The sequence below is a fragment of the Candidatus Obscuribacterales bacterium genome, assembly GCA_019744775.1.
GTDB lineage: Bacteria > Cyanobacteriota > Vampirovibrionia > Obscuribacterales > Obscuribacteraceae > SBAT01.
The window spans coordinates 1-19,614 of sequence record JAIETZ010000011.1 but is presented as its reverse complement, the minus strand read 5'-3'; the positions used below and the strand labels follow the sequence as shown (position 1 = coordinate 19,614).

Below are 19,614 nucleotides of genomic sequence, written 5' to 3'. Positions count from 1 at the left end.
CTTTGTGTGGGTTCCATTTGGAGAAATGATCGCGATTTCCTCGGTCGCGACGAGGTGCTTAGAAATTAAAGTGCGCGTCTTTTCTTGGCTTTGCAAGCAAGGGCAAGGTCCTCGTGTTCAAAGGCCGACGCCATGCGATCAATTTCCTTCGCGAACAAACCTAAATCGGCAGCCACACGCCGCCATTTGCTCACTGCTGCACCAACTTCTGCGGCTATTTCTAAGGCATCGCCCGAAGGCAAGTCAAAGTATCCGGCCACAGAAAGAGCTAAATCGAGAGATGCAGTGCTGTCATCTAGGTCTATGGCTGTAGTTAAAATTCGTGGGCGGATATCTACCGGCACGGGATTGAGATCATAGGCGGGCGAAAGACGCCAGCCGGCAGTACCAGTGTAAAGAAATCCATGATTGCGCAAGTGGTCGTCGGTATTGGAAATCAGAATACTAAATACGATACGGCGCCAGAGCATGCGGATATCATTGTTCGCTGCTGCGCCATATTGACGCAGCGCATCTACTAATTCCAAATAACTGCGCTGCTCATTGTCTTTTGCATTTACCATACTCATAGCTGACAAGAAAGGTATGCGTGTTTTATCCGCGCGGTCAAAGCGTCTTAAAAGCAGTACCGTTTTTTTGCCAATGGATTCAAGTCGCCAATTCGGCACTTCAATCCGCGCATTGCCTGCAAGTTTAAGTGCTACTGCTTCCCATGCGACTGTATTGTATTCATCTTCCTTGTTTGGAAATTTAGCAAAGGCAAGCTGTCCGTCGCGATCCCGCACAGAAGCTTTCGGCCGTGCGCCGCCTAGAGAAGAACCTGGTGCTAAAAGCAGGCGCAAATCTTCATCTGATTCTTTGTCACTTAGTACATGCTCAGTTGCTGTCAATAATCGCGGCAGCTCTATGAGCGGCGGTATTTTATTGTGCACGCCTTCTGCCAGGAAGGGGCCGTTTTCATCTATAGCAAATCGCAATGCTCCCTGGCGTGCTTCATCGTCAACCATCAGTAAATAGTCGATCTCTTTCAAAGTTCTTGCTGTTTGTCCTTCACGTCTAGCGCGGTGCCTCTCGGCGCGACGCATCAACATGCGCCCCCAGCGATCTGGTGCTGAATCACCAAGGGCACCAAAGAGAGGGGTGTTGACTGTATGGAAAGGACCAGGACCAAGTGCAAGTGCTGGTTCTAACGAAAATCGCACTGGATTTTTTAGCCACTCTTTGTCGTACTCAAAGGTTGCGCTTTCTTTATCCTTGCGCATGCGCGCCCACAGTCTTCCGGCTAAATAAGCCTTGCCCGACAAATCGACATAGACTAGGCATTCCGTCTCCATCAGCTTGCGCCTTTGGCATCGGGTTTGACAGGCTTGCGGCGCGATAACCGAATGCGTTTCGGCAATCGTTCTTCTTCAAGCTGCCGCCCGACTGCATCTACATTTGCATCTGCAAGATGGCTGACTTGGTCAATCATTCCCAGCACGAATAAGATAGTTGCGTATGTGCCCATTGATACATTTGCATCACCTTTCTCTATTTTGTATAGAGTGGTTCTACTGATTGAAGCTCGTTCTGCCATTATCTCGGTCGGTATTCGGCGGCGCAGACGGGCATCCCGGATGTCTTGCCCAAGCTTGCGCAGGGCTCGTTTAACCGGGATGGGAATCGTGGATGTGGTAAGTCCGTCCTTCATAACGTTCACTATTGCAAACTGTATTATATCTAGTGTATCGTATGCTGAACGCTATAGTCAAGTGGCCCAGGTGCTTTCGACTTCTTTCTTGAAATCCGCATGAGCTTGTTTTTCTTGTCGGATAATGTTTTACGGATGCTAATTCGCCTCTGCTCCCAAGCGCATTCTGGACAATTGGTACCTTGACTGGTTCTGTCCCCAACGGTTGCTTTCCAGGTGTGTTTTTTGTCATTGGGACAGTGCCAAACAATAGAAAGCGAGGAATGTGCAGTTACCTGATTGGGCTTTAGTGTATTTTGAGTGCGATGCCATTGCTTTGCTATTTCGGGGAAGAGGGTTGCAAGTGAATTTGTAACGGATACCTTGTTGCCGGTGCAAAAAGGACACGCGCAGTCAGCGCTGACTCTGACATTGATCCTTTGACGCCAGATATGGTCTGGTCCTTGATGGCAGCGCCACCAAGCATTTATTGAGGAGCCAAAACTAAAATCTTCGGGAGTGTAGCCGCAATTTTTCTTGTGATACCACTGCTTGGCGATGTGAGGTGCTTTGACGGCTAATGTTGTGCGTCCTTGCAGTGGGTAAGGTGTTTTTACGGTTTCAATTGGAATGCCGTATACAACCTCGCCGCCGAAAGTGTGTTTCTTGATTCCTGACACGACTAATTCTCAAAGTCAATGTTTTTACTCTGACACCAATCACGTGCAATATCCTCCAAGGCGTTGTGCCTGTGACGGTACCATTGTTCTCTTAGTCCGTAGCGGTCGACCATGTCCTTGAAATAGCGAAATGCGCCGGCTCCGTGGATTGCTCGCTGAAGCTCGTCTGAAATATCAGAACTCTGCACTGTGTGACAGAACCGTTCCATAATACTCCACTCGTGAATATCAAATTTAGTTGGTAATTGAATAAAGCGCCCTGCTTTATCTTCGAGTATCGTTTTGGCTTCGGCGATTAATTGCGTTTCCCAGTCGGCGAAATCTCTATCATGATCATTATTTTCAGCGATTTCTAGGTGTTCGATAGCTACACGTAGGATTTCACCACTTGATCGATCCAGATACAGCTCACCCTCTTCGCAGGCGGAGCCCAATGATTCAGCGATGTCTTTCAAAGTGACTTTAGTCATGGGATGCTCCTCACTTTTTTCGGTTAGGTGCAACTGAAAAATGCTCCGGGTCAAAATCCTCTCCGAGCCATTCACGGATTTCCTGATGACGCGGGTGATGGGAATTTTGCAACATAAACACTATTGAATGGTAGTGTCGGATGCCGCCACTATCTTCTGGTGGGCAGGCTCGTTTTCCATCTACGCAACGAGCTGTTTTGATTTGATTAGTCGTGATTTTCTCAACTCTAATAGTATGAATCCAGCTGTCGCCAAAGTCATACTCATAGAGAAATCGAGAACCTTCTTTTAGTGGCAAATCGCAAAGACGAAAGTCGCTCTCGTCTAAGAGATCCGGTGTGTCATATCCATCCGGTGTTCCATAGAATTGTTTTGCTATTTGAAAATGGTGAAGGTGAGAGTTGCTCCAGCCCATTGCTTTCTGAATTGCCTGGTGTAATTTTGCCAACGAATAATTCCCTGGAATCAGCACGCGCCTCCAAATAGGTGGGTGAGAGTCCTTAAGTGTTATTTTGAGCTGAAATTGTAATTTGGAATTTTGCTTGGGCTTTCTGGAGCGGAGTTTTGGTTTGAATTTGTTTGTCAGTAAGTCTTCCTGAATATCAAGAAATTGTTTTGCAACATTTATCAGCTTTTCGCAGAAGAATATCTTGCTGGCAAGATGATTTGGAAGTTGATAACGATCGCTCCCGGCAAGCGCCTGCTCGTATTGCATCAGCATGGTGCGTCCGGTCTTGACTTGCTTTTCTAAATCCGGAAGAGGTTTCGGGAGTGATTCGACGGTAGGAAGATTGTTGAGCAGGTCAGCAGCGATCGCTAGCATGCCGATCATGGTTTGCAAGTCCTGCTCGATTATGACCAGATCGGCTTCAATAGCATCTAGCTCGGCAGATTCAACTGTTGCGCGTTTCTTGAAAGGTACTACTTTCTTGCTCATTTGACGCGTTTGAAGAAAAATTTGGGCGGTAAGAGACTCGAACTCCTAACCCCCTCGGTGTAAACGAGGTGCTCCACCATTGAGCTAACCGCCCTCAAAGGACTGACAAGTTTAGCATGGGTTGGTGCAACCGGAAAACAGCCTAAAAAGCCCTAAGCGCTTGTCAACACTAAAAAGCATCTGTTCATAGTTCATGAACCGTGAAGATGCTTGCTAGGCAAGCATCTTACGCTCACTATTCGCAATTCGCAAATAGCGAATATAATAAGTTTATGCTAAAACCGCAGGACATTCTCATTCTTTTGAAGCTGGTCTCAATAGAAGACCAGCGCTGGACCTACGCATCTCTGGCCAAGGACCTGCACATGAGCGCCTCGGAGGTGCATTCCGGGCTGGAAAGGGCTCAGGCGAGCAGACTAGTTAATTTCGAGAAACGGCCGATTAGAACTGCTCTCTTTGAGCTACTCGTTCACGGCATCAAATATGTTTACCCTCCGGAACGGGGTGCTCTGACCCGTGGTATTCCAACCGGGTATGCAGCACCTCCTCTTCTCGAGTCCATCAGACAACCTGTCTCAGATCCTCCTGTTTGGCCGGATGCAAATGGACATGTACGTGGATATTCGTTCTCTCCGCTTTATCGCAGCGTCCCCAAAGTCGTAGCACATGACCAGCAGCTATATGAATTTCTTACTTTAGTTGACGCATTGCGTGATGGTAGGGCCAGGGAAAAAGCATTGGCAACTCGTGAGCTCGCGCGCCGGTTTGGTATCAAAGAATGACAATACGACGAACCATTGCCATCCATCGAGTTGCAGAAGCATTACAAGATAAGACGGTCTAATCCTCTTTTGGTAGCGTATCGTCACAATTAACCTCTTGCCAATTCTGTGCAATTGAACTTTTTGCCTCCAATTCCGTCTATAGGTAAAGGGGGTGCGCGGCATGGACATTACTTACGGGCGGCTTTTCGATCTCTACATAGAAAAGTACGCTAAGCATCACACAAAACGCTGGCGCGACACGCAAGACACTTTCAATCTGCACTTCAAGCGATGGACTAACGCTCCGTTGAATTCTATTCGACGTATCGAGGTCCAAGACTGGGTAGATGAGCTTGCAGCGGGAAGCGGTAGGTACTGTGCTAATCGCTGCCATGACACGATGAGAGCGGTCATCAATTGGGGAATTAAGCGTGAATACTTTTGTGGACCAAATCCATGTATCGGTATCGATCGCTACAAGATGAAATCGCGCGATAGATTTGTGCAACCGGGCGACGAATTGGAAAGACTAGCCAAAGCTATTAACGCAGAACCCAATGACACTATGCGAGATTTCTTTTGGATGTGCATTTTCACCGGTGCAAGAAGAACAAATGTGCTCACCATGCGATGGGATCAAATTGATTTTCAATTAGGACTTTGGAAAATTTCTGATACAAAAAATGGTGAAACACAATTCGTCACCCTAATTGAAGAAGCGATGCAGTTACTGGCGAAGCGAAAATCAAATAGAAGCAACGATTGGGTATTCCCGAGCCCAAGACGTGCGGACAAACCATTCCGTCATCCGAGATTTGCTTGGGCCCGCATCTTGAAACGAGCCGAGATTCAAAACCTCAGAATTCACGATCTTCGCCGAACTATGGGTAGCTACATGGCCATTATGGGTGTGAGTCCGACTGTCATCGGACAAGCGTTGGGGCACAAGTCATTGCAGGCGACCGCGGTCTACACCCGACTAACACGCGACGCAGTTAGGAAAGCCATGCAGGGAGCCCTAAGTGTCTTCTATTCCAGACCAGAAGGAGCAAGAAATAATGGTTTCTTGACTACTGAATATGAGTAGATTATACTTAAAATATACTCCTCAGAGGTTAGCTATGCCTGCCAAAGACCGGAAACGGGAAAACTTTGATGTCACTCCTGAGCAGGAAGCTGAGATAGATCACTTTCAGCACCTTGTTAAAGCATCGACTCGCAAAGATGCTGTTCTTACAGCAGTCAGGCTAGCTCTTCACCTTGCTTGCGAGGCACGAGATGGCTATCAGATTTTTGTCGGAAATGAAAAACGAGGCGAATATCGACGAGTAATTGTGCCAGGTGTCGAACCACCTCCGATGAAATGGAAGTATCTCGTTGAAAGACCTCATTCTTGGAAGTCACAGCTGTTCGTTAAGGGACGGCGCTTGCCGGCAGCGAATGTTTGGTCAAGCATGCTCGTTGAAAAAATGTCTATAGAAGAAACAGCTGAAGATTGGGATCTGCCGGTAGAGGCCATCGAAGAAATAATTTCGTATTGTGAGGCGAATAAGTCGTTAATAGAAATGGAGGCAGCCGAAGAACGTCAGTGGCTAGAAGAGAGAGGAATTAGCATTGACCCTAAAACTTCTTCTCGATGAAGACTCACAAAGTCGCCAATTAGTTATTCTGCTTACGAAGGACGGACATGACGTCCTCACGGTTAATGACGCGGGTTTGGCTTCGAAGTCTGACAAAGAGATCTTCGAGTTTGCAATCAAGAAAAAGAGAATTATTTTGACGTCGAACTGTCGTGACTTTTTGTTATTAGCTCAAGAATATGTAAATGCCTCAAAGAGATACCCGGGCTTATTCTTAGTCTATAAAGACAACAAGCGTGGAAAGGATATGTCTAGGGCAGAAATTGCCAAAGCGATTGCGAACGTGGAGTCAGCCGGTTTAAGTCTGCAGTCCGAGATCATTACTCTCAATCATTACTCTCAATCATTACTGCTACAGAGATTACAATTTCCTGAAATTTTCACCCGCAAGGCAACTCCCGCCCAATTTTTGCGTCTTAGCCCCTAAGAATATTTAGGAGGCACTTCCCATGCATGCCAATCGTTTACTAGCTCTATTTGGAGCTTTTTCCATATTGGTAGCCGCATTGCCTGCATACGCCCAGTATTACGGCTACGGCTATCGATCCCGTTACGGGTATTCCCGCCCAACGCGTAGTCAAATTCGAGCCAATCGTTTCTTCGGAGCAGCCGTCAATCCGCGTCCAGACTTGTTAGGTCGCATTGATAATGCTTACGGCAGAGGGCTTATCTCCGCTCAAGAAGCAGACTCACTTCAGCAGCAGTACTATGACTCAATTGCTAACGATAGAAGAGATGGTACAGGCGCGAATATGGCTAACTATGACTATGTGCTCAACAACTTGATCAACTTACGTTCATCAAGCTTGGGTCGCTAATAACAAGTAATAAAAGTTTGAACGCTATGTCTCACATGTAGGGATATAGCGTTCGCTTTTTGATGTATACTCGACAAAATGATTGCCTTTAAAGTAAACAACGTCCCGACCCTATTTATCAAAGCTTTCACGGCTCGCGATGTCCAAACAATTATGGATTTTGTGCGTGATGCCGGCTCTCGCAGCAAGAGCGCGAGCAATACCGTTTTATTTATAGATAATCCAATAACTGCACATACGGTTGAAGCGGTAGAAAAACTAACTCTCGAAGGCTATAGAGTCTGTTATCGAGATCATCATGGTATTGACGGCGAGCCGGCAAACGATCGTGATCGTCAGGTGAAGGCGGCTGCTAACAAATTAAAACAAGACTTGGGCGATGATTGTGTTATCACCGTGCGCCGATTGCATCCGGCCTGCAGCACTCTTGTAGAAGTCGGTGAATTTCAGGATGCGGTGGCAATCATTGCTGATCCCGATGCCGATGGGCTAACAGCAGCAATGAAGGCAGCTGGAATTTGTTACCCCGAGCTGGATGAAGATGCAGCTCTTTTAGACGGTGAGCCGCACCTACAAGTAACAGGCAGCGCCATATCGCAATTGCTTGCGAAGGGAGTGGCAACACTACCGTCGTTTGATCCAAAAGAGCCTCTGCGCCGCGAGCAAGCGCAACAAGCATTATTTGCCGACTGGGTAAAAGCTGTGCAACAAGATAAGCAAGCACAAGCCCGCTTGCAAGATGTCGTGGTTGCATATGATGCTGCCGTCCGGGTCGCTGAAACCCTTGCATCTAATGCTGTTGAGATAGTCTCTGGAGTTATGCTTGCTGATTGCACCGAGCAACCGGTTTTTGATTCAGGCACTCTCATTCACTTACTTGAGCAGCGACCAGGCTGCCGCATCACCGTGCAGAAAAAGGGATTGGGTCCCATTGCCGCTGTGCATGGTATTCAGTATAGTTTGGCGGTTGCCAAAATCTACCAAGGCGAAATAAATCTTCAGAAGATTCTGCCAGCTGATACTAAGTCAGGTCCGCAATTCGGCGTTATCACTAATGTGTCATTCCTGCTGCACGTGTCAGAGGAAGTCTTTGGGGATTCCGTCCTTTCTCAACTGCGTGATCTCTCGGATAAATGGAAAGCGCCGCAGCTTTAGAGGCTACGACGCTTTCTTGATTATGTGCTTCTGTGCGTGCCTGTATCTGTGTGTGCTTGTAGCTGCGTAGGGGCGCATTGCATGCGCCCTTCTGCTTAGTACACCCCAGTCACTGGCTTACCCTTGTTGCTGGCAATGAATGAGTCGAGCTTAGACCCAACCGAATCAAATGCCTTAAACAAAGTCCGTGCTTCTTCGTTAGTGAATTCACCATTAATATCGCCATCGCGGAATTTCACTTCCATGGCGGCAATATTATCCAATTGTGCTCGAAGAATTTTCACCTGTGATCTTGTCAAAGTCTTGTGAGCCAGCGCAATGGAAATTTTTCCTTCCATCTCTGCACGGCGTGATGCCATTTCATCAAGCTCGACAATTTCACCGCTGACAATTGTTATCTTGCCATCAACCATAATAGGTACGATGGGGACGCCAATTATCTCCGTAATTCTCTTACCGAGAACATCCAAGCGAGTGGCGATCACGGCTATTTGCGAATACGGAATAGGCCCGCCGACTTTCTGCGCGGCGATTTCTATCTTCGTGATGTCGTCCAATTCTGAACGCAATTCGTCAGCTTGATCTTTCGTCAGCTTTCCTGTCGCCATGCCTTCGCCGATTATCTTTTCCAATTCACGGCGCCTTGTGTCAATGGTGACAATGTAGACATCCGGCTTTACTGTCGCAGCCTTTACGATAGTTGTCGTTGTGACAGTGTCACCGGTTGTTGCCTTTGTCTCCGTTACAGTTGTTTCCTTAATGGTCTCCTCGACTTCTGCGCTTGCCGGCAACCCCGATACGATAAAGCCTGTAATAGCCAGCAAACTTAGGGTTTCCGAAAGTGCCTTCCTTTTGTTCATTAGGAACCTCCTTAACAAATTTAACGTCGATATGGAAGCTGTGTCTTCATCTATCCACTACAGACAGTTAAGTTCACGATACATAGAGGAATATGTACAATTGAGAAGCAGGGGAGATGCGCTGCCTGTGGCAGTTGTTCAAAGATTTAAGGTAATTCTCACAAGTTTGGCGCTTTCAATGTTGCCGATAACTGTCGATGCGCGCGTTAGCGGTGAAAAGCCTAGTCTGACTGTCGATGAGGCGCGCCAGTATCTTCTCAAACTCATCAACAATGACCGCAAAGCTAACGGACAACGACCCGTCGAGCTTGATCCGATTGCGACAACTGCAGGTCAACAGCACAGCGATGACATGGCGGAAAACGGCTATTTGAGCCATTGGGATTTATCGGGCAAAAAACCCGATCAGCGCTACACGCTCGCCGGTGGACGTGCAACTGTTGCGGAAAACGCCTATATCCTTTCGTACACGGATAGCCCCCAGCGTCAAACGTTGTCGCAGCCGCAATTATTTAGTCCTGAAGAACTTGACCGTGCCGAGCAAGCATTCATGAATGAAGTGCCGCCTAATGATGGACATCGCAAAAACATTTTGGACTCAAACCATACCGCAGTAGGCATTGGCATAAGTATTTCCGGTGATGAAAGTAATAGACGTATGGCGCTGACGCAAGAGTTTGTGGATAACTATGGAACATTCTCTCTTCTGCCGCAAAAGATAAAGGCTGGTGAAAGTTTTAGCGTTGCCGGTAAGTTAGATCCAGGTATCAACCTCTATTCAATAGACTTGCGCTGGGAACCGCCGCCGCACTCGATGACGGTTCAGCAATTGAAAGACACGTATTCGTATGGTTCCCCGGAAGAACGTGTGATGACATTTTGGCCGGCACGAGGTCGTCGTGGAGGCATTGCTGTCACACATACACAAGATGGCGTTGAGTTTGCCAATGATGTTTTTGCTGATCCTGTACTTTGGAAGCCGGGACTCTACTATGTTTTTGTCTGGGCGATACGCAATGGTGACCAGAGACCATTTGTTGTGTCCCGTCGTACAATCGAGATGCGCTGATGTATTGCAGGCGGATCAAGGACGATACCCTGCGTGGACTGGCCATCGCTTTGATCGATAATTTAATCTAGCAATTGGAACAACTTTCCTTGCGATTCGTCAAAATTGAAATATGTCGGCAGGTAGCTTGGAAATGAAAAGCGCGTTGGTTTTGTCGGTCGGGATAATGTTCTGCATGGCTTCCAGTAGAGCTTATGCGGTTCCGGATTGTAGTGCCAATGATGCGAATTGCCAGCCACAGTCCTGCCATACCGAAAGTCATGCTTGTGCAGGCTCTGCTTGTACCAATGGCTGTTGCGTCTCAAAGCCTTTGCAGGGCAAGGTTACAACAGATGTTGCCGCTAGACTTTCCGCCGGTAATGAAGCCGCTAAGCGCGGACATTTGGAGACAGCTGCCAATTGCTATCAATTTGTATTGAGGCAAGATCCCCATAATGCTGAGGCGTTGTACGGGACAGGATATTTAGCTGAGAAAAATGGTCAGTTGCCGCATGCAGCATTTTTCTATCGCATGGCTGCTATTAACGACCCTGGCAATCCACAATATCGAGCATCGCTTGTTGCTGTTCAAAGACAGATGAATATTCCAGTTGTGCCAGTCAGTATGCCATCTCAACAAGCACCAACTATGACAGCCGGACCCACGCCGTGCCCGGATTTGTGCGTAGCGACTCAGGCGACGCAAAAGACAAAAAGCAAAGCAAGTGGGTTTTTTAAAGCGGCCGCAAAGATTGGTGCGGCTGCGGCAATAGGTGCTGCCTCATCCGGCGGTCTACATTGTCCGGTATGCCGCATTTTGAAGTAATTTACGGCGCGGCGTTGGACAAGTCTTGCAGTCTTTGTTTGGCGCCGTCGTAGTCCCTTTGGGCTCGCTGTCTGCCATCAGCGTCGGCACTGTGCATTCTATCCAGTGCGTCTTTCATATCTTGTCGGGCACGGGCAACGCTGGCGTCGTGTTGACGGACTCTTGCATCTTCCATAGCGTCTGCGGTGGCGTCTCTCGAGGGCGCGATTTCCTCAACGGGGTCAGCTATCATCTCTGTCTGGTCTGGATGAGGACTAGATGAGGTTGTATTTTCAGTCGCGCCCTGTGATTTTGCTGAGTCGAGCGCGCCTTTAATATCGAGCCCTTCAAGTACCGCTCTCTTCTTCATCTTCTCTATCCCTAGCGGATCATCGTCCTTTGAAAGAGCATTCCAAATGTTGCCGAGGTCATCATTGGTAATGTCTTTTGACTTGTCCATTTTGTAGGGCTGTTTTTTGGGCTGAACTTTTGCGCCTATCGAGTATGGTCCTGACTCCTTACCGGTAATCTGAACTTCGGTTTTGTAAGGCTCTTCTTCAGCAAATGCTGCGCTAGTGGCTAGTAGCCAGGTTGCGGCCACAACGAATTTATCGAATTTCATTGGATTAAACCCCGCCCAAAGGTCTCTATTTCCGATCATACCCCTCAGGCTCGCCTTATAATATTCAATCTATGCGAACAATTTTGCTGATATTGCTAGCGGTCGCCCTGCTTGCCTTAGGGCTGGTTTCGTGGTCTAAAGCTGCGCTTAATGAAAAGATATCTCACTCGCACAGTGGCGATTTCATACAAATCGCGCCAGGGTTGGCGCCTGGTGATGCAATTGCCCAGCTCGGTGAAGCTGGCGTAGTTAAGTATCCGCAGGTTTTATACACATACGTCAAGTGGCGGCAGCAGGGTCCATTAATTAAGGCGGGCGATTATAAATTTGCTTCGCCTATATCGGCGATTGAGGTCTTGGAGCAACTGAAGAAGGGTGGAACAAGCGCCAATAAATTGACGGTAGTTGAAGGGTGGAATCGTTTTGACATTGCGCGTGCAATGTCAGGAATTAGTAGTTTGAATTTGAAGAGTCAGCGGGATGCACTGGCATATTTAAACAATCGAGCTTTGATCAAAGACTTGGACCCCAGAGCAATTAATTTGGAAGGGTATCTTTATCCCGAGACTTATCTCGTTTATTTGACTACAAAGCCGACTGAGTTAGTTGAGAAGATGGTTGGGCAATTTCGTGATGTTTGGAAAAACAAATTAGCAAGCAAGGCGGCAAAGTCCGGCTTGAGTGTTCACAACGCTGTTACGATGGCGTCAATTATCGAGACAGAAGCGAAGTTGAAAGAAGAGCGCAAGTTGATTGCGTCCGTGTTGTACAACCGCCTGAAAAAGAACATGGCGTTAGGAATGGATTCGACTGTTGTTTATGCGTCGCAGCTTGCCGGCAAGTGGAGGAATGATGGTCGCGTGTATCAAAGCGACTTGGACATTGACTCGCCCTATAACACGCGTATGTACAAGGGCCTGCCGCCGGGTCCGGTTTCGTCGCCGGGACTCCCGTCATTGGAAGCGGCCATTTCGCCGGCGAAGACGAACTATCTCTACTATGTTCGCGACCCGAATAAGAACAATGGCGCACACAACTTCTACTCCGACGAGGCCGGCTTTGCTAAAGGCGTAGCTGCGCTCCGCGCTTGGGAGCAGAAGCAGGGACGGAAGTAGTTAGATTACCTAATCGGCTTGCGATACCAACCCGGCTCGAAACGTGTTCGCGTTTGGTTATGTATCGCCTCTTGTATGTCGCCGGTGTGGAAGAAATATGGGTAGCACATCGCTGGGCGACTCAACTCGTCTAACTCGGCAGACATCTTCTCCGGGATATCGAATTCCAAAGCCGCAATATTGTCCTCAAGTTGGCGCATCTTTGTGGCCCCGATGATCGTCGACACTACACCTGGTCGCTTCGTTATCCAGTTCAGGGCAACTTGCGCTGGTGTATGACCGAGTTCACCGGCAATACGCACTACAGCGTCAACTAGCTTGATCATCTTTTCATTATTGGGGTCTATGTAGCCGTCGGTTACCCAAGTTGTAGCCATGCGACCATCGCCGGACAACTTGCCGTCGGCGCCGCGCTTGTACTTGCCTGTTAGCAAGCCGTTAGCCAACGGGCTCCACGGAAGAATACCGATACCCATTTCTAACGCGGCATCGACATATTCATTTTCGATGTTGCGCATTGCCAACGAGTATTCCATTTGAATGGCGGAGATTTTCGCCCAGCCGCGCTGCTCTGCCATGGTTTGAGCACGACCCAAGTACCATGCCGGCGGGTTGGATAAACCAATGTATCTAACCTTTCCGCAACGGACTAAGGTGTCTAGTGTGTACATCAATTCATCAGCCGGCGTCATTGTGTCCCAATTGTGCATCCAGTACAAGTCGATGTAGTCCGTACGCAGACGCTTCAATGAAGCGTCGCACGCCTCAATGATATTCTTGCGGCTGTTGCCACCACCATTCGGGTCTCCAGCGTAGGCGCCGAAGCTAAACTTCGTTGCTAATACGAGGCGGTCGCGATTGCCGAATTTGCGAATTGCTTCACCTACCATGACTTCGCTTTCGCCTTCTTGGTAGGTGTTGGCGGTGTCGATGAAGTTGCCGCCCGCTTCTACGAAGCGGCCGATTAACTTGTCTGCACTTTCATCACTTGTCCAGCCTTCACCCCAGCTTTTGCCGAAGGTTGCTGCACCCAAGCACAACGGCGAGACGCGCAGTCCGGATCGTCCGAGGGAATAGTAGGTTGCCAAACTGGTTATTTGTTTCGATCTATCAAGCGTCGCTGTTTCTGGTGGCATTAAAAGCTACCTCCCTTGTAATTGTCATGCGTTCTGCGTGCGTTGTTTCCCTGCATTGTAGGGGCGCATTGCATGCGCCCTTAATTCACCTGCAACGAATCCAAAAACTTGTTGGCAATTTCCACATTCGGCTTGCCGGCTTTACTTTCGACGGTCAATTCGTATAGCGCATCTTTAATCCAATAGACACGACCCACACAAATAGTCCCGTCTTTCTCTTGAATTTCGTATTCTTTGCCGGGAGCACCAGATAATTGAATGTCCTTCTGCTGAATCAACTTGCCTTCTTCGCGTCTAACAGAAGAGTCAACAGCATCGGACAAGTTTTTCGCCGGATCAGCAAACCATTCTTTCAATGTTTCCGGTTCGTATGTTGTGCAAGCTATTCTGTAAACTGCCTTGTTGCCGTCATCGTTAATGCGCTTGCCTTCTTCGCCACAACGGAACCAGTGCTGAGTTGTTTTGATAGAGGCAGTGTTTCTAACTACACCGTAAGCATCTGCATCTTCAGCAACCGGCTTGCCACCCATTTTCTCCAAGGCAGCCAGACCTGGTTCCGGCTCGTTTGGCAGCATTATTGACCATGTGCTTTTCGGAGGTGTGAAGCGATTCCAGCCGAATTGGAAGGGTACCGTCTCCCCTTCAGCTTGACCAATTGCGCACTGGTAATAAACGCCATCCTTGATGCCTATTGGAAAGGATGTTGATGATTTTGAATTCGCCGTCTCTGATGTGATTTTGATCACGTTGGTTACAGGCAAATTTGGAATATACATGAGCCCATCTGGACCCATCAGCGGCTTGTCCATGCCTGGTTCTGGTTTTAGGATTTCGTATTTGGTGTATTGCGTGCCGGCACCGAGATCTGCTTCGGACATGGCATCCATCATTTCCTGCATTGCCGATTTGCCTTTCAACGGATAGCGCAGTTTGTCGAGTGCTGCTTTGTCTTTGCTGTTGATTGCTGCCATGTAGGCTTTGGCAAATTCTTCCGGTGTCTTTGGTCCGTCAGCGGCTAAAACTCCTGATGCAAAACAAATTGTCGATGCAAGTGCAATAGCCAAACTCTTCATTTTCATTACAGTAAATCCTCTAGGTTATCCAATTTCACTTCGTAGCTATAATCAACAGATCCCAATTTTTTGTTGGGAAGAACAAACTTTATTACATTGCCCTGACGCTTTTTGTCCTGCGTCATTGCTTCAACAATCACGCGCTTGTCTATGTCGACTGGAATTTCTGTCGGCAAATGTGCCTTGGTTAGTAGCTTTGTCACGCGCTCGGCGGATTTTCGATCTAACAGCTTTTCGCGGACGGCAACTTCACAGGCAAAGACCATTCCGATTGATACGGCATTGCCATGCGGTAGCGAGTAATCCATTGCCTTTTCAATTCCATGCCCTAGCGTGTGTCCAAGATTGAGGCAGCGGCGAAGATTACCTTCCCTAGTATCCTTGCCGACTACGGACAGCTTCATGCGCACGCTTGAAGTGATTATTCCGGCAAGTAATTCGCTCTTGTCCGGGTCGGCGTGCATTATCTCTTCCATGTTTGATTCGAGAATTTCCAGCAGTGGACGCGGACCAGGCTTGTATTCTGTCTCGTCAGCGATGGTTTTTTCCAGCAGTGCGTATTTGATAATCTCTGCCATGCCGGAATTGAATTGCTCTTTTGTTAGTGTAGAAAGAAACTGAGGATCAACTATCGTTGCTTGTGGGAAATAGAAAGATCCAGCTAGATTCTTGCCCGCAGGTAAGTTTATTCCTGTTTTCCCGCCGATTGCCGCGTCGACCTGGGCAAGCAGAGTCGTTGGCACCAATACTAAGTTGATGCCGCGCAAATACGTCGCAGCTGCAAACCCGGCGAGATCGGTGACGGCGCCTCCGCCGACTGCCACGATGGTGTCGTGTCTGTCAAAGTGATGTTCTTGCAGGCGTCGCCATATCTTCATCAACCAGTCGACACTTTTGCATTCTTCGCCTTCGGGCACGTTGATGTCGACTATCTCATGTTTGTCCGTATCAAATACTTCGCTTACTTCCGGCAGCCAGTGTTCGGTGACTGATCTTTGCGAAATGATCATCACGCGTTTGCCTGATGATATTTGCCCGAGGATATTCTGGACTTTGCCAAACGCGCCGAAGCCAATGTCAAAGCGCGTGCGCGATTCGTTGGACACCTGCCAGAGCATGGTTAGCTCTTGACCATGTTTGCATCCGCGCTTGCACTTGTGCATTACTCTAACTCGGCCTCCACTTCCTCTGAAGCGCTCGCCGCGCCAACGCCCGACTTCGATCCCGCTGCTGCGCAATCGTCGTTGAATTGTTTCACCGAACGCGTAAGGTCCGTCACAGTATCGCCGCCGAATTTATTCAAGATGGAGCGTGTCAAGACGAAAGCTACCATCGCTTTGCAGACGATGGATGCTGCTGCGATGGCACAAACATCCGAGCGCTCGTAATGAGCTGTGTCAGCTTGATATTCAGGGAAAGAGAGTGAGGGAAGTCCTTTGCGCAAAGTCGGCAATGGTTTCATGTAAGCGCGCACTTTCAAACGTTCACCGTTAGTCATGCCGCCTTCTATTCCGCCTGCGTGATTTGTCTTGCGTGTAAAAGGAAATCTGCTTTCACCATCACCCGGATACAACGCATCATGAACTTGCGAGCCCGGCAATCCCGCACAGGCAACACCGTCGCCAATTTCAACAGCCTTAAATGCCTGCACGCTCATCAAAGCTTGTGCAAGTTGTCCGTCTAATTTCTCATCCCACTGCGTATAACTTCCAAGTCCAATAGGTAGTCCATCAGCAAGTACTTCTACAACGCCGCCGAGACTATCGCCGTCTTGCCAATTCTTCTTGATGTACTCCATCATCGCCGGCTGCGTCGCTTCATCGGCGCAGAATAATTCTGAGTCTTCAGTCAACGTATCCAGCTCGAACAAGTCGAGAGTATCCGAATCCACCTTTGTCTTTATCTCGCCGACCTGCGTCACATGCGCGGCAATTTCTACACGCAACTCGGCTAGCAGTTGCTGGCACAAGGCACCGACTGCCACCCGTGCCGCCGTCTCGCGTGCAGAGGCGCGCTCCAGCACATCGCGTATATCGCTTTGGCGAAATTTCATTGTGCCCGCGAGATCCGCGTGCCCCGGTCGAAAACGTTTAATTTCTTTCTTCGCCATCTGCGCGGCAACTTCTTCGGCGCGTTCATCGACTGGTGTCACAGACATGACGTGATTCCAGTTTTCAAAATCTCTGTTAGCAACTAGAAGTGCAATCGGTGCACCTGTTGTTACACCATGACGCACGCCCGACAGAATTTTTGCTGTGTCGGTTTCAATTTTTTGTCTGGCGCCGCGCCCATATCCCTTTTGCCGGCGCGCCATTTCGGCGTTGACAAATTCCATGTCCACGGACAGACCCGCAGGCATGCCGTCCAAAATGGCGACAAGCGCCGGTCCATGAGATTCACCGGATGTTAAAAAGCGCAACATAGTTTCTGCCCTGACTTTGTACGTGCATTGCATGCGCCCGTGCTGGTATATTGGCAAGTGCAATACCCAGACGCAAAGAATACAATAAATGAAATGCTTAAGCCAACGGGAAAACTTTTAGGTGAATTGAAAGTGCCGGGTGACAAGTCGATCACCCATCGGGCATTCATTTTCGCCGCCTTTACAAAAGGAATTAGCGAGGTCGACAACCTCTCGCCTGCTGCCGACTGCTATTCGACCATTGAGTGCATGCGCATGCTGGGCTTGGATATCCAATTGTCAGATGCTGAGGGTCAAAGCGTTAAAGCCCTGGTCAAGAGTCCGGGACACACTGCCTTACATCCTGCGCAACTAGGACTATTTGCCGGCAACAGCGGCACAACGATAAGACTTTTAAGTGGGCTACTTGCAGGTCAACCTTTCAAGGCGAAACTAGACGGCGATGAGTCCTTGCGCTCGCGCCCGATGAAAAGAGTTATCGAACCCCTCAATTCTATGAATGTTTGCGTGGCATGGCTCGGCAAAGAAGGTCACGCGCCTTTTGTAATTGAGGGCGCGCCGTCTAATAATCTCGAACTCAAAGCCCACAAGTTCAAATTGCAAGTTGCTTCCGCACAAGTGCAGACAGCACTTCTCCTTGCCGGGTTGCAAGCCGATGGAAAAACAACAGTCGAGTTGCCTGCGCCGGTTCGCGATCACACAGTGCGCCTTTTCCGTCACATCGGCGTGCCCATGCTTGTCGACGAGCCGCTCACAACAGCAGTGCAAAAGTTGGACGAACCCTTGCCGCCGTTTAAGTTAAATGTCGTCGCTGATATATCCTCGGCTACTTTCTTTATGGTCGCTTCCGCGCTTTTGCCTGGCTCTGACATCAAGTTGCTCAGCGTCGGCGTCAACAAAGGACGCCGCCTGGTAATAGACGTCCTCAAAGAGATGGGCGCCGATATCCAGTTGGAAAATGAAATGGAATACGACGGCGAGCCTGTAGCCGACGTGGTCGTCCGTTACAACGGGCGCCTGCGCGGTGTCACCATTGACGGTGGCAACATCGCCGCCGGCATCGATGAAATTCCCGCGCTTTCATTGCTCGGCTGTTTGGCCGACGGCAAGTTTGTCGTTAGCGGAGCTAGCGAACTCCGGGTCAAAGAAAGCGATAGATTGTCGGCAATGGTTGCCAACTTGAAAGCCGCTGGAGCGAATATAAATGAAAAGCCCGATGGCTATGAAATTGAAGGTCATAAACATTTAAGGGGCGCCAGTATTTGGCAAACGTTTGGGGATCACCGCTTGGCAATGACCGGTTTGATAGCTAATCTGATTTGCCAAGAGCCATTAGCCATCGATGACACCTTATGCGTTGCAGTTTCCTACCCAACATTCATTGAGGATCTCAATAGACTGTTAATCGTGTGAGTTGGGTAAAATATCGTAAGAAATCACAGGCGACGCCAAGGGTATAAATTCCGCTTATGACAACGGCAAAAGCTGCGAAACTCTCAATCAAGCTTGCAGTGGTGGCACTGGTTGCCAGTTTTGGATTCAACGTCAATTGTCCCGCCAGCTGTGCCGGACAAATTGCCCCCCAAGTTAAACAAGCAACACCGGCTGAAATTAAGCAGTGGTTCGTGACATACGATCAAATTCGCCGCCAAGCTCAAATGACTCCGCAAGAGCGTCAGCAAGCAGACAACCTTATGTCCAAGGGTCTATCAGTTTTAATGCCTGGCGAAGAAAAAATCGTCGCGCAAGCTTTGTTGACGAAGTTGGTGAATAAGTACACGCAAGCAGTTACTGCGATGGGACAACTTCCCTTGTACGCGCAGACGTTGCCTGTGCATCGTGGATACTTCCAATATTTCACGTCGGCTGGACAATTATTCAGCGACTATCTGAAAGTGCAGAATGATCTTTTCATAGTTGATCAATCGACAGGACAACCGCTGTTGTCGTCACTGATGCAACGCAAGCAACAACTCGCTGACTTAGATACGCAGATAAAGCAACTGGACAAACAAGTGCGCGCGCAATTTGGTGTGCCGGCTTATCAGTACTAAGATCGGATGCCATAAAATGTTGGTCGGTCGTGCCGACCTCTATTCTTCTATTGCACGTCCGCGACTTCGTCAGTCCTTTTCATGGTTTGTCATCTCGAGCAAAGGCGCGCGGAAGCGCGCCGAAGTCGAGAGATCTGCCGCGACGAACTGACGTTCCATTCGTAAGACTTCAGTCAGCTACTGGTAGATCTCTCCACGCGCCGCGCTTGCAGCGCGCGGCTTGGTCGAGATAATCTGTTTTTGGTCAATAGGGCAAATGATTATCCGTAACTAGTGGCAGGTTGCAAAAGCCAATCTGGTTTGTGATCCGGTTCAAAATGGGTACTGTTGCGAGATAGTTCCCACA

22 protein-coding genes and 1 tRNA gene are annotated in these 19,614 nt (G+C 48.8%); 11 read left to right on the top strand and 12 right to left on the bottom strand.

All coding sequences use genetic code 11. The features are described 5' to 3' along the window. Positions 1-65: 65 nt before the first annotated feature. The 6 genes from K2Y22_15830 to K2Y22_15805 all read right to left on the bottom strand — a co-directional run bounded on the left by K2Y22_15830 (position 66) and on the right by K2Y22_15805 (position 3,850). Positions 66-1,334, bottom strand: a complete 1,269-nt coding sequence (locus K2Y22_15830) for a type II toxin-antitoxin system HipA family toxin (protein MBX9879927.1) — start codon at positions 1,332-1,334, stop codon at positions 66-68. Beyond that, the gene (locus tag K2Y22_15825; GenBank protein ID MBX9879926.1) at positions 1,334-1,690 is read right to left on the bottom strand and encodes a helix-turn-helix domain-containing protein; all 357 of its coding nucleotides are present in this window, start codon (positions 1,688-1,690) and stop codon (positions 1,334-1,336) included. The genes K2Y22_15830 and K2Y22_15825 overlap by 1 nt, the downstream gene beginning before the upstream one ends. 29 nt (positions 1,691-1,719) lie before the next feature. Next, the gene (locus K2Y22_15820; protein ID MBX9879925.1) at positions 1,720-2,349 is read right to left on the bottom strand and encodes a zinc-ribbon domain-containing protein; all 630 of its coding nucleotides are present in this window, start codon (positions 2,347-2,349) and stop codon (positions 1,720-1,722) included. Positions 2,350-2,351: 2 nt separating this feature from the next. Continuing rightward, positions 2,352-2,819 (bottom strand): UPF0158 family protein, encoded by a 468-nt coding sequence (locus K2Y22_15815; GenBank protein ID MBX9879924.1) that lies wholly within the window; start codon positions 2,817-2,819, stop codon positions 2,352-2,354. A 10-nt stretch (positions 2,820-2,829) separates the two neighbouring features. Continuing rightward, positions 2,830-3,756 (bottom strand): plasmid pRiA4b ORF-3 family protein, encoded by a 927-nt coding sequence (locus K2Y22_15810; GenBank protein ID MBX9879923.1) that lies wholly within the window; start codon positions 3,754-3,756, stop codon positions 2,830-2,832. A gap of 22 nt (positions 3,757-3,778) precedes the next feature. Continuing rightward, a tRNA-Val gene (locus tag K2Y22_15805) sits at positions 3,779-3,850 on the bottom strand. Positions 3,851-4,121: 271 nt separating this feature from the next. On the opposite strand from K2Y22_15805, the gene K2Y22_15800 reads away from it, so the two are divergent. The 6 genes from K2Y22_15800 (at position 4,122) to K2Y22_15775 (ending at position 8,133) form a co-directional block, all read left to right on the top strand. Further along, positions 4,122-4,538, top strand: a complete 417-nt coding sequence (locus tag K2Y22_15800; protein MBX9879922.1) for a hypothetical protein — start codon at positions 4,122-4,124, stop codon at positions 4,536-4,538. Positions 4,539-4,701: 163 nt separating this feature from the next. Further along, positions 4,702-5,607, top strand: coding sequence for a site-specific integrase (locus tag K2Y22_15795; GenBank protein ID MBX9879921.1), 906 nt, complete (start codon positions 4,702-4,704; stop codon positions 5,605-5,607). Between the two features lie 34 nt (positions 5,608-5,641). After that, the gene (locus K2Y22_15790; protein MBX9879920.1) at positions 5,642-6,160 is read left to right on the top strand and encodes a hypothetical protein; all 519 of its coding nucleotides are present in this window, start codon (positions 5,642-5,644) and stop codon (positions 6,158-6,160) included. Beyond that, a complete protein-coding gene (locus tag K2Y22_15785; GenBank protein MBX9879919.1) occupies positions 6,135-6,587 on the top strand; it encodes a DUF5615 family PIN-like protein in 453 nt (150 codons plus the stop codon). The genes K2Y22_15790 and K2Y22_15785 overlap by 26 nt, the downstream gene beginning before the upstream one ends. Positions 6,588-6,609: 22 nt before the next feature. After that, on the top strand, positions 6,610-6,978 hold the full coding sequence (locus K2Y22_15780) for a hypothetical protein (GenBank protein MBX9879918.1): 369 nt from the start codon (positions 6,610-6,612) through the stop codon (positions 6,976-6,978). 78 nt (positions 6,979-7,056) lie between these two features. Beyond that, positions 7,057-8,133, top strand: a complete 1,077-nt coding sequence (locus tag K2Y22_15775) for a hypothetical protein (protein MBX9879917.1) — start codon at positions 7,057-7,059, stop codon at positions 8,131-8,133. A 95-nt stretch (positions 8,134-8,228) separates the two neighbouring features. Here K2Y22_15775 and K2Y22_15770 read toward each other — a convergent pair whose 3' ends face one another. Next, positions 8,229-8,993 (bottom strand): hypothetical protein, encoded by a 765-nt coding sequence (locus K2Y22_15770; protein MBX9879916.1) that lies wholly within the window; start codon positions 8,991-8,993, stop codon positions 8,229-8,231. 100 nt (positions 8,994-9,093) lie between these two features. Between K2Y22_15770 and K2Y22_15765 the strand changes: the two genes are divergently transcribed. After that, complete coding sequence (locus K2Y22_15765) at positions 9,094-10,062, top strand: CAP domain-containing protein (GenBank protein MBX9879915.1); 969 nt, start codon at positions 9,094-9,096, stop codon at positions 10,060-10,062. Positions 10,063-10,237: 175 nt separating this feature from the next. After that, positions 10,238-10,867 carry a tetratricopeptide repeat protein gene (locus K2Y22_15760; GenBank protein MBX9879914.1) on the top strand — a complete coding sequence of 210 codons (630 nt, stop codon included), beginning with the start codon at positions 10,238-10,240 and terminating at the stop codon, positions 10,865-10,867. A 1-nt stretch (position 10,868) separates the two neighbouring features. On the opposite strand, the gene K2Y22_15755 is transcribed toward K2Y22_15760, so the two are convergent. After that, on the bottom strand, positions 10,869-11,468 hold the full coding sequence (locus tag K2Y22_15755; protein MBX9879913.1) for a hypothetical protein: 600 nt from the start codon (positions 11,466-11,468) through the stop codon (positions 10,869-10,871). 83 nt (positions 11,469-11,551) lie between these two features. Between K2Y22_15755 and mltG the strand changes: the two genes are divergently transcribed. Then, positions 11,552-12,583, top strand: a complete 1,032-nt coding sequence (mltG, locus tag K2Y22_15750; GenBank protein ID MBX9879912.1) for an endolytic transglycosylase MltG — start codon at positions 11,552-11,554, stop codon at positions 12,581-12,583. Positions 12,584-12,588: 5 nt separating this feature from the next. Here mltG and K2Y22_15745 read toward each other — a convergent pair whose 3' ends face one another. The 4 genes from K2Y22_15745 to aroC all read right to left on the bottom strand — a co-directional run bounded on the left by K2Y22_15745 (position 12,589) and on the right by aroC (position 17,214). After that, a complete protein-coding gene (locus K2Y22_15745) occupies positions 12,589-13,719 on the bottom strand; it encodes an aldo/keto reductase (GenBank protein ID MBX9879911.1) in 1,131 nt (376 codons plus the stop codon). Between the two features lie 80 nt (positions 13,720-13,799). After that, entirely contained in the window at positions 13,800-14,798 is a 999-nt protein-coding gene (locus K2Y22_15740; GenBank protein ID MBX9879910.1) for a hypothetical protein, read from the bottom strand. Next, positions 14,798-15,955, bottom strand: coding sequence for a 3-dehydroquinate synthase (gene aroB / locus K2Y22_15735; GenBank protein ID MBX9879909.1), 1,158 nt, complete (start codon positions 15,953-15,955; stop codon positions 14,798-14,800). Before aroB ends, K2Y22_15740 begins: the two co-directional genes overlap by 1 nt. Then, positions 15,955-17,214 carry a chorismate synthase gene (aroC, locus tag K2Y22_15730; protein MBX9879908.1) on the bottom strand — a complete coding sequence of 420 codons (1,260 nt, stop codon included), beginning with the start codon at positions 17,212-17,214 and terminating at the stop codon, positions 15,955-15,957. The genes aroB and aroC overlap by 1 nt, the downstream gene beginning before the upstream one ends. A 93-nt stretch (positions 17,215-17,307) precedes the next feature. On the opposite strand from aroC, the gene aroA reads away from it, so the two are divergent. Then, entirely contained in the window at positions 17,308-18,627 is a 1,320-nt protein-coding gene (gene aroA / locus K2Y22_15725; GenBank protein MBX9879907.1) for a 3-phosphoshikimate 1-carboxyvinyltransferase, read from the top strand. A 56-nt stretch (positions 18,628-18,683) separates the two neighbouring features. Next, positions 18,684-19,268: a hypothetical protein gene (locus K2Y22_15720; protein ID MBX9879906.1), complete on the top strand. Its 585-nt coding sequence runs from the start codon at positions 18,684-18,686 to the stop codon at positions 19,266-19,268. Positions 19,269-19,614 lie beyond the last annotated feature (346 nt).

What these genes read in the sequence shown, in the direction of transcription:
- K2Y22_15830 (MBX9879927.1), bottom strand. Translation starts at nt 1,334, where the DNA reads ATGGAGACGGAATGCCTAGTCTATGTCGATTTGTCGGGCAAGGCTTAT.
- K2Y22_15825 (MBX9879926.1), bottom strand. Translation starts at nt 1,690, where the DNA reads ATGAAGGACGGACTTACCACATCCACGATTCCCATCCCGGTTAAACGA.
- K2Y22_15815 (MBX9879924.1), bottom strand. Translation starts at nt 2,819, where the DNA reads ATGACTAAAGTCACTTTGAAAGACATCGCTGAATCATTGGGCTCCGCC.
- K2Y22_15810 (MBX9879923.1), bottom strand. Translation starts at nt 3,756, where the DNA reads ATGAGCAAGAAAGTAGTACCTTTCAAGAAACGCGCAACAGTTGAATCT.
- K2Y22_15800 (MBX9879922.1), top strand. Translation starts at nt 4,122, where the DNA reads ATGAGCGCCTCGGAGGTGCATTCCGGGCTGGAAAGGGCTCAGGCGAGC.
- K2Y22_15795 (MBX9879921.1), top strand. Translation starts at nt 4,702, where the DNA reads ATGGACATTACTTACGGGCGGCTTTTCGATCTCTACATAGAAAAGTAC.
- K2Y22_15790 (MBX9879920.1), top strand. Translation starts at nt 5,642, where the DNA reads ATGCCTGCCAAAGACCGGAAACGGGAAAACTTTGATGTCACTCCTGAG.
- K2Y22_15780 (MBX9879918.1), top strand. Translation starts at nt 6,610, where the DNA reads ATGCATGCCAATCGTTTACTAGCTCTATTTGGAGCTTTTTCCATATTG.
- K2Y22_15775 (MBX9879917.1), top strand. Translation starts at nt 7,057, where the DNA reads ATGATTGCCTTTAAAGTAAACAACGTCCCGACCCTATTTATCAAAGCT.
- K2Y22_15770 (MBX9879916.1), bottom strand. Translation starts at nt 8,993, where the DNA reads ATGAACAAAAGGAAGGCACTTTCGGAAACCCTAAGTTTGCTGGCTATT.
- K2Y22_15760 (MBX9879914.1), top strand. Translation starts at nt 10,238, where the DNA reads ATGGCTTCCAGTAGAGCTTATGCGGTTCCGGATTGTAGTGCCAATGAT.
- K2Y22_15755 (MBX9879913.1), bottom strand. Translation starts at nt 11,468, where the DNA reads ATGAAATTCGATAAATTCGTTGTGGCCGCAACCTGGCTACTAGCCACT.
- K2Y22_15745 (MBX9879911.1), bottom strand. Translation starts at nt 13,719, where the DNA reads ATGCCACCAGAAACAGCGACGCTTGATAGATCGAAACAAATAACCAGT.
- K2Y22_15740 (MBX9879910.1), bottom strand. Translation starts at nt 14,798, where the DNA reads ATGAAAATGAAGAGTTTGGCTATTGCACTTGCATCGACAATTTGTTTT.
- aroB (MBX9879909.1), bottom strand. Translation starts at nt 15,955, where the DNA reads ATGCACAAGTGCAAGCGCGGATGCAAACATGGTCAAGAGCTAACCATG.
- aroC (MBX9879908.1), bottom strand. Translation starts at nt 17,214, where the DNA reads ATGTTGCGCTTTTTAACATCCGGTGAATCTCATGGACCGGCGCTTGTC.
- aroA (MBX9879907.1), top strand. Translation starts at nt 17,308, where the DNA reads ATGCTTAAGCCAACGGGAAAACTTTTAGGTGAATTGAAAGTGCCGGGT.
- K2Y22_15720 (MBX9879906.1), top strand. Translation starts at nt 18,684, where the DNA reads ATGACAACGGCAAAAGCTGCGAAACTCTCAATCAAGCTTGCAGTGGTG.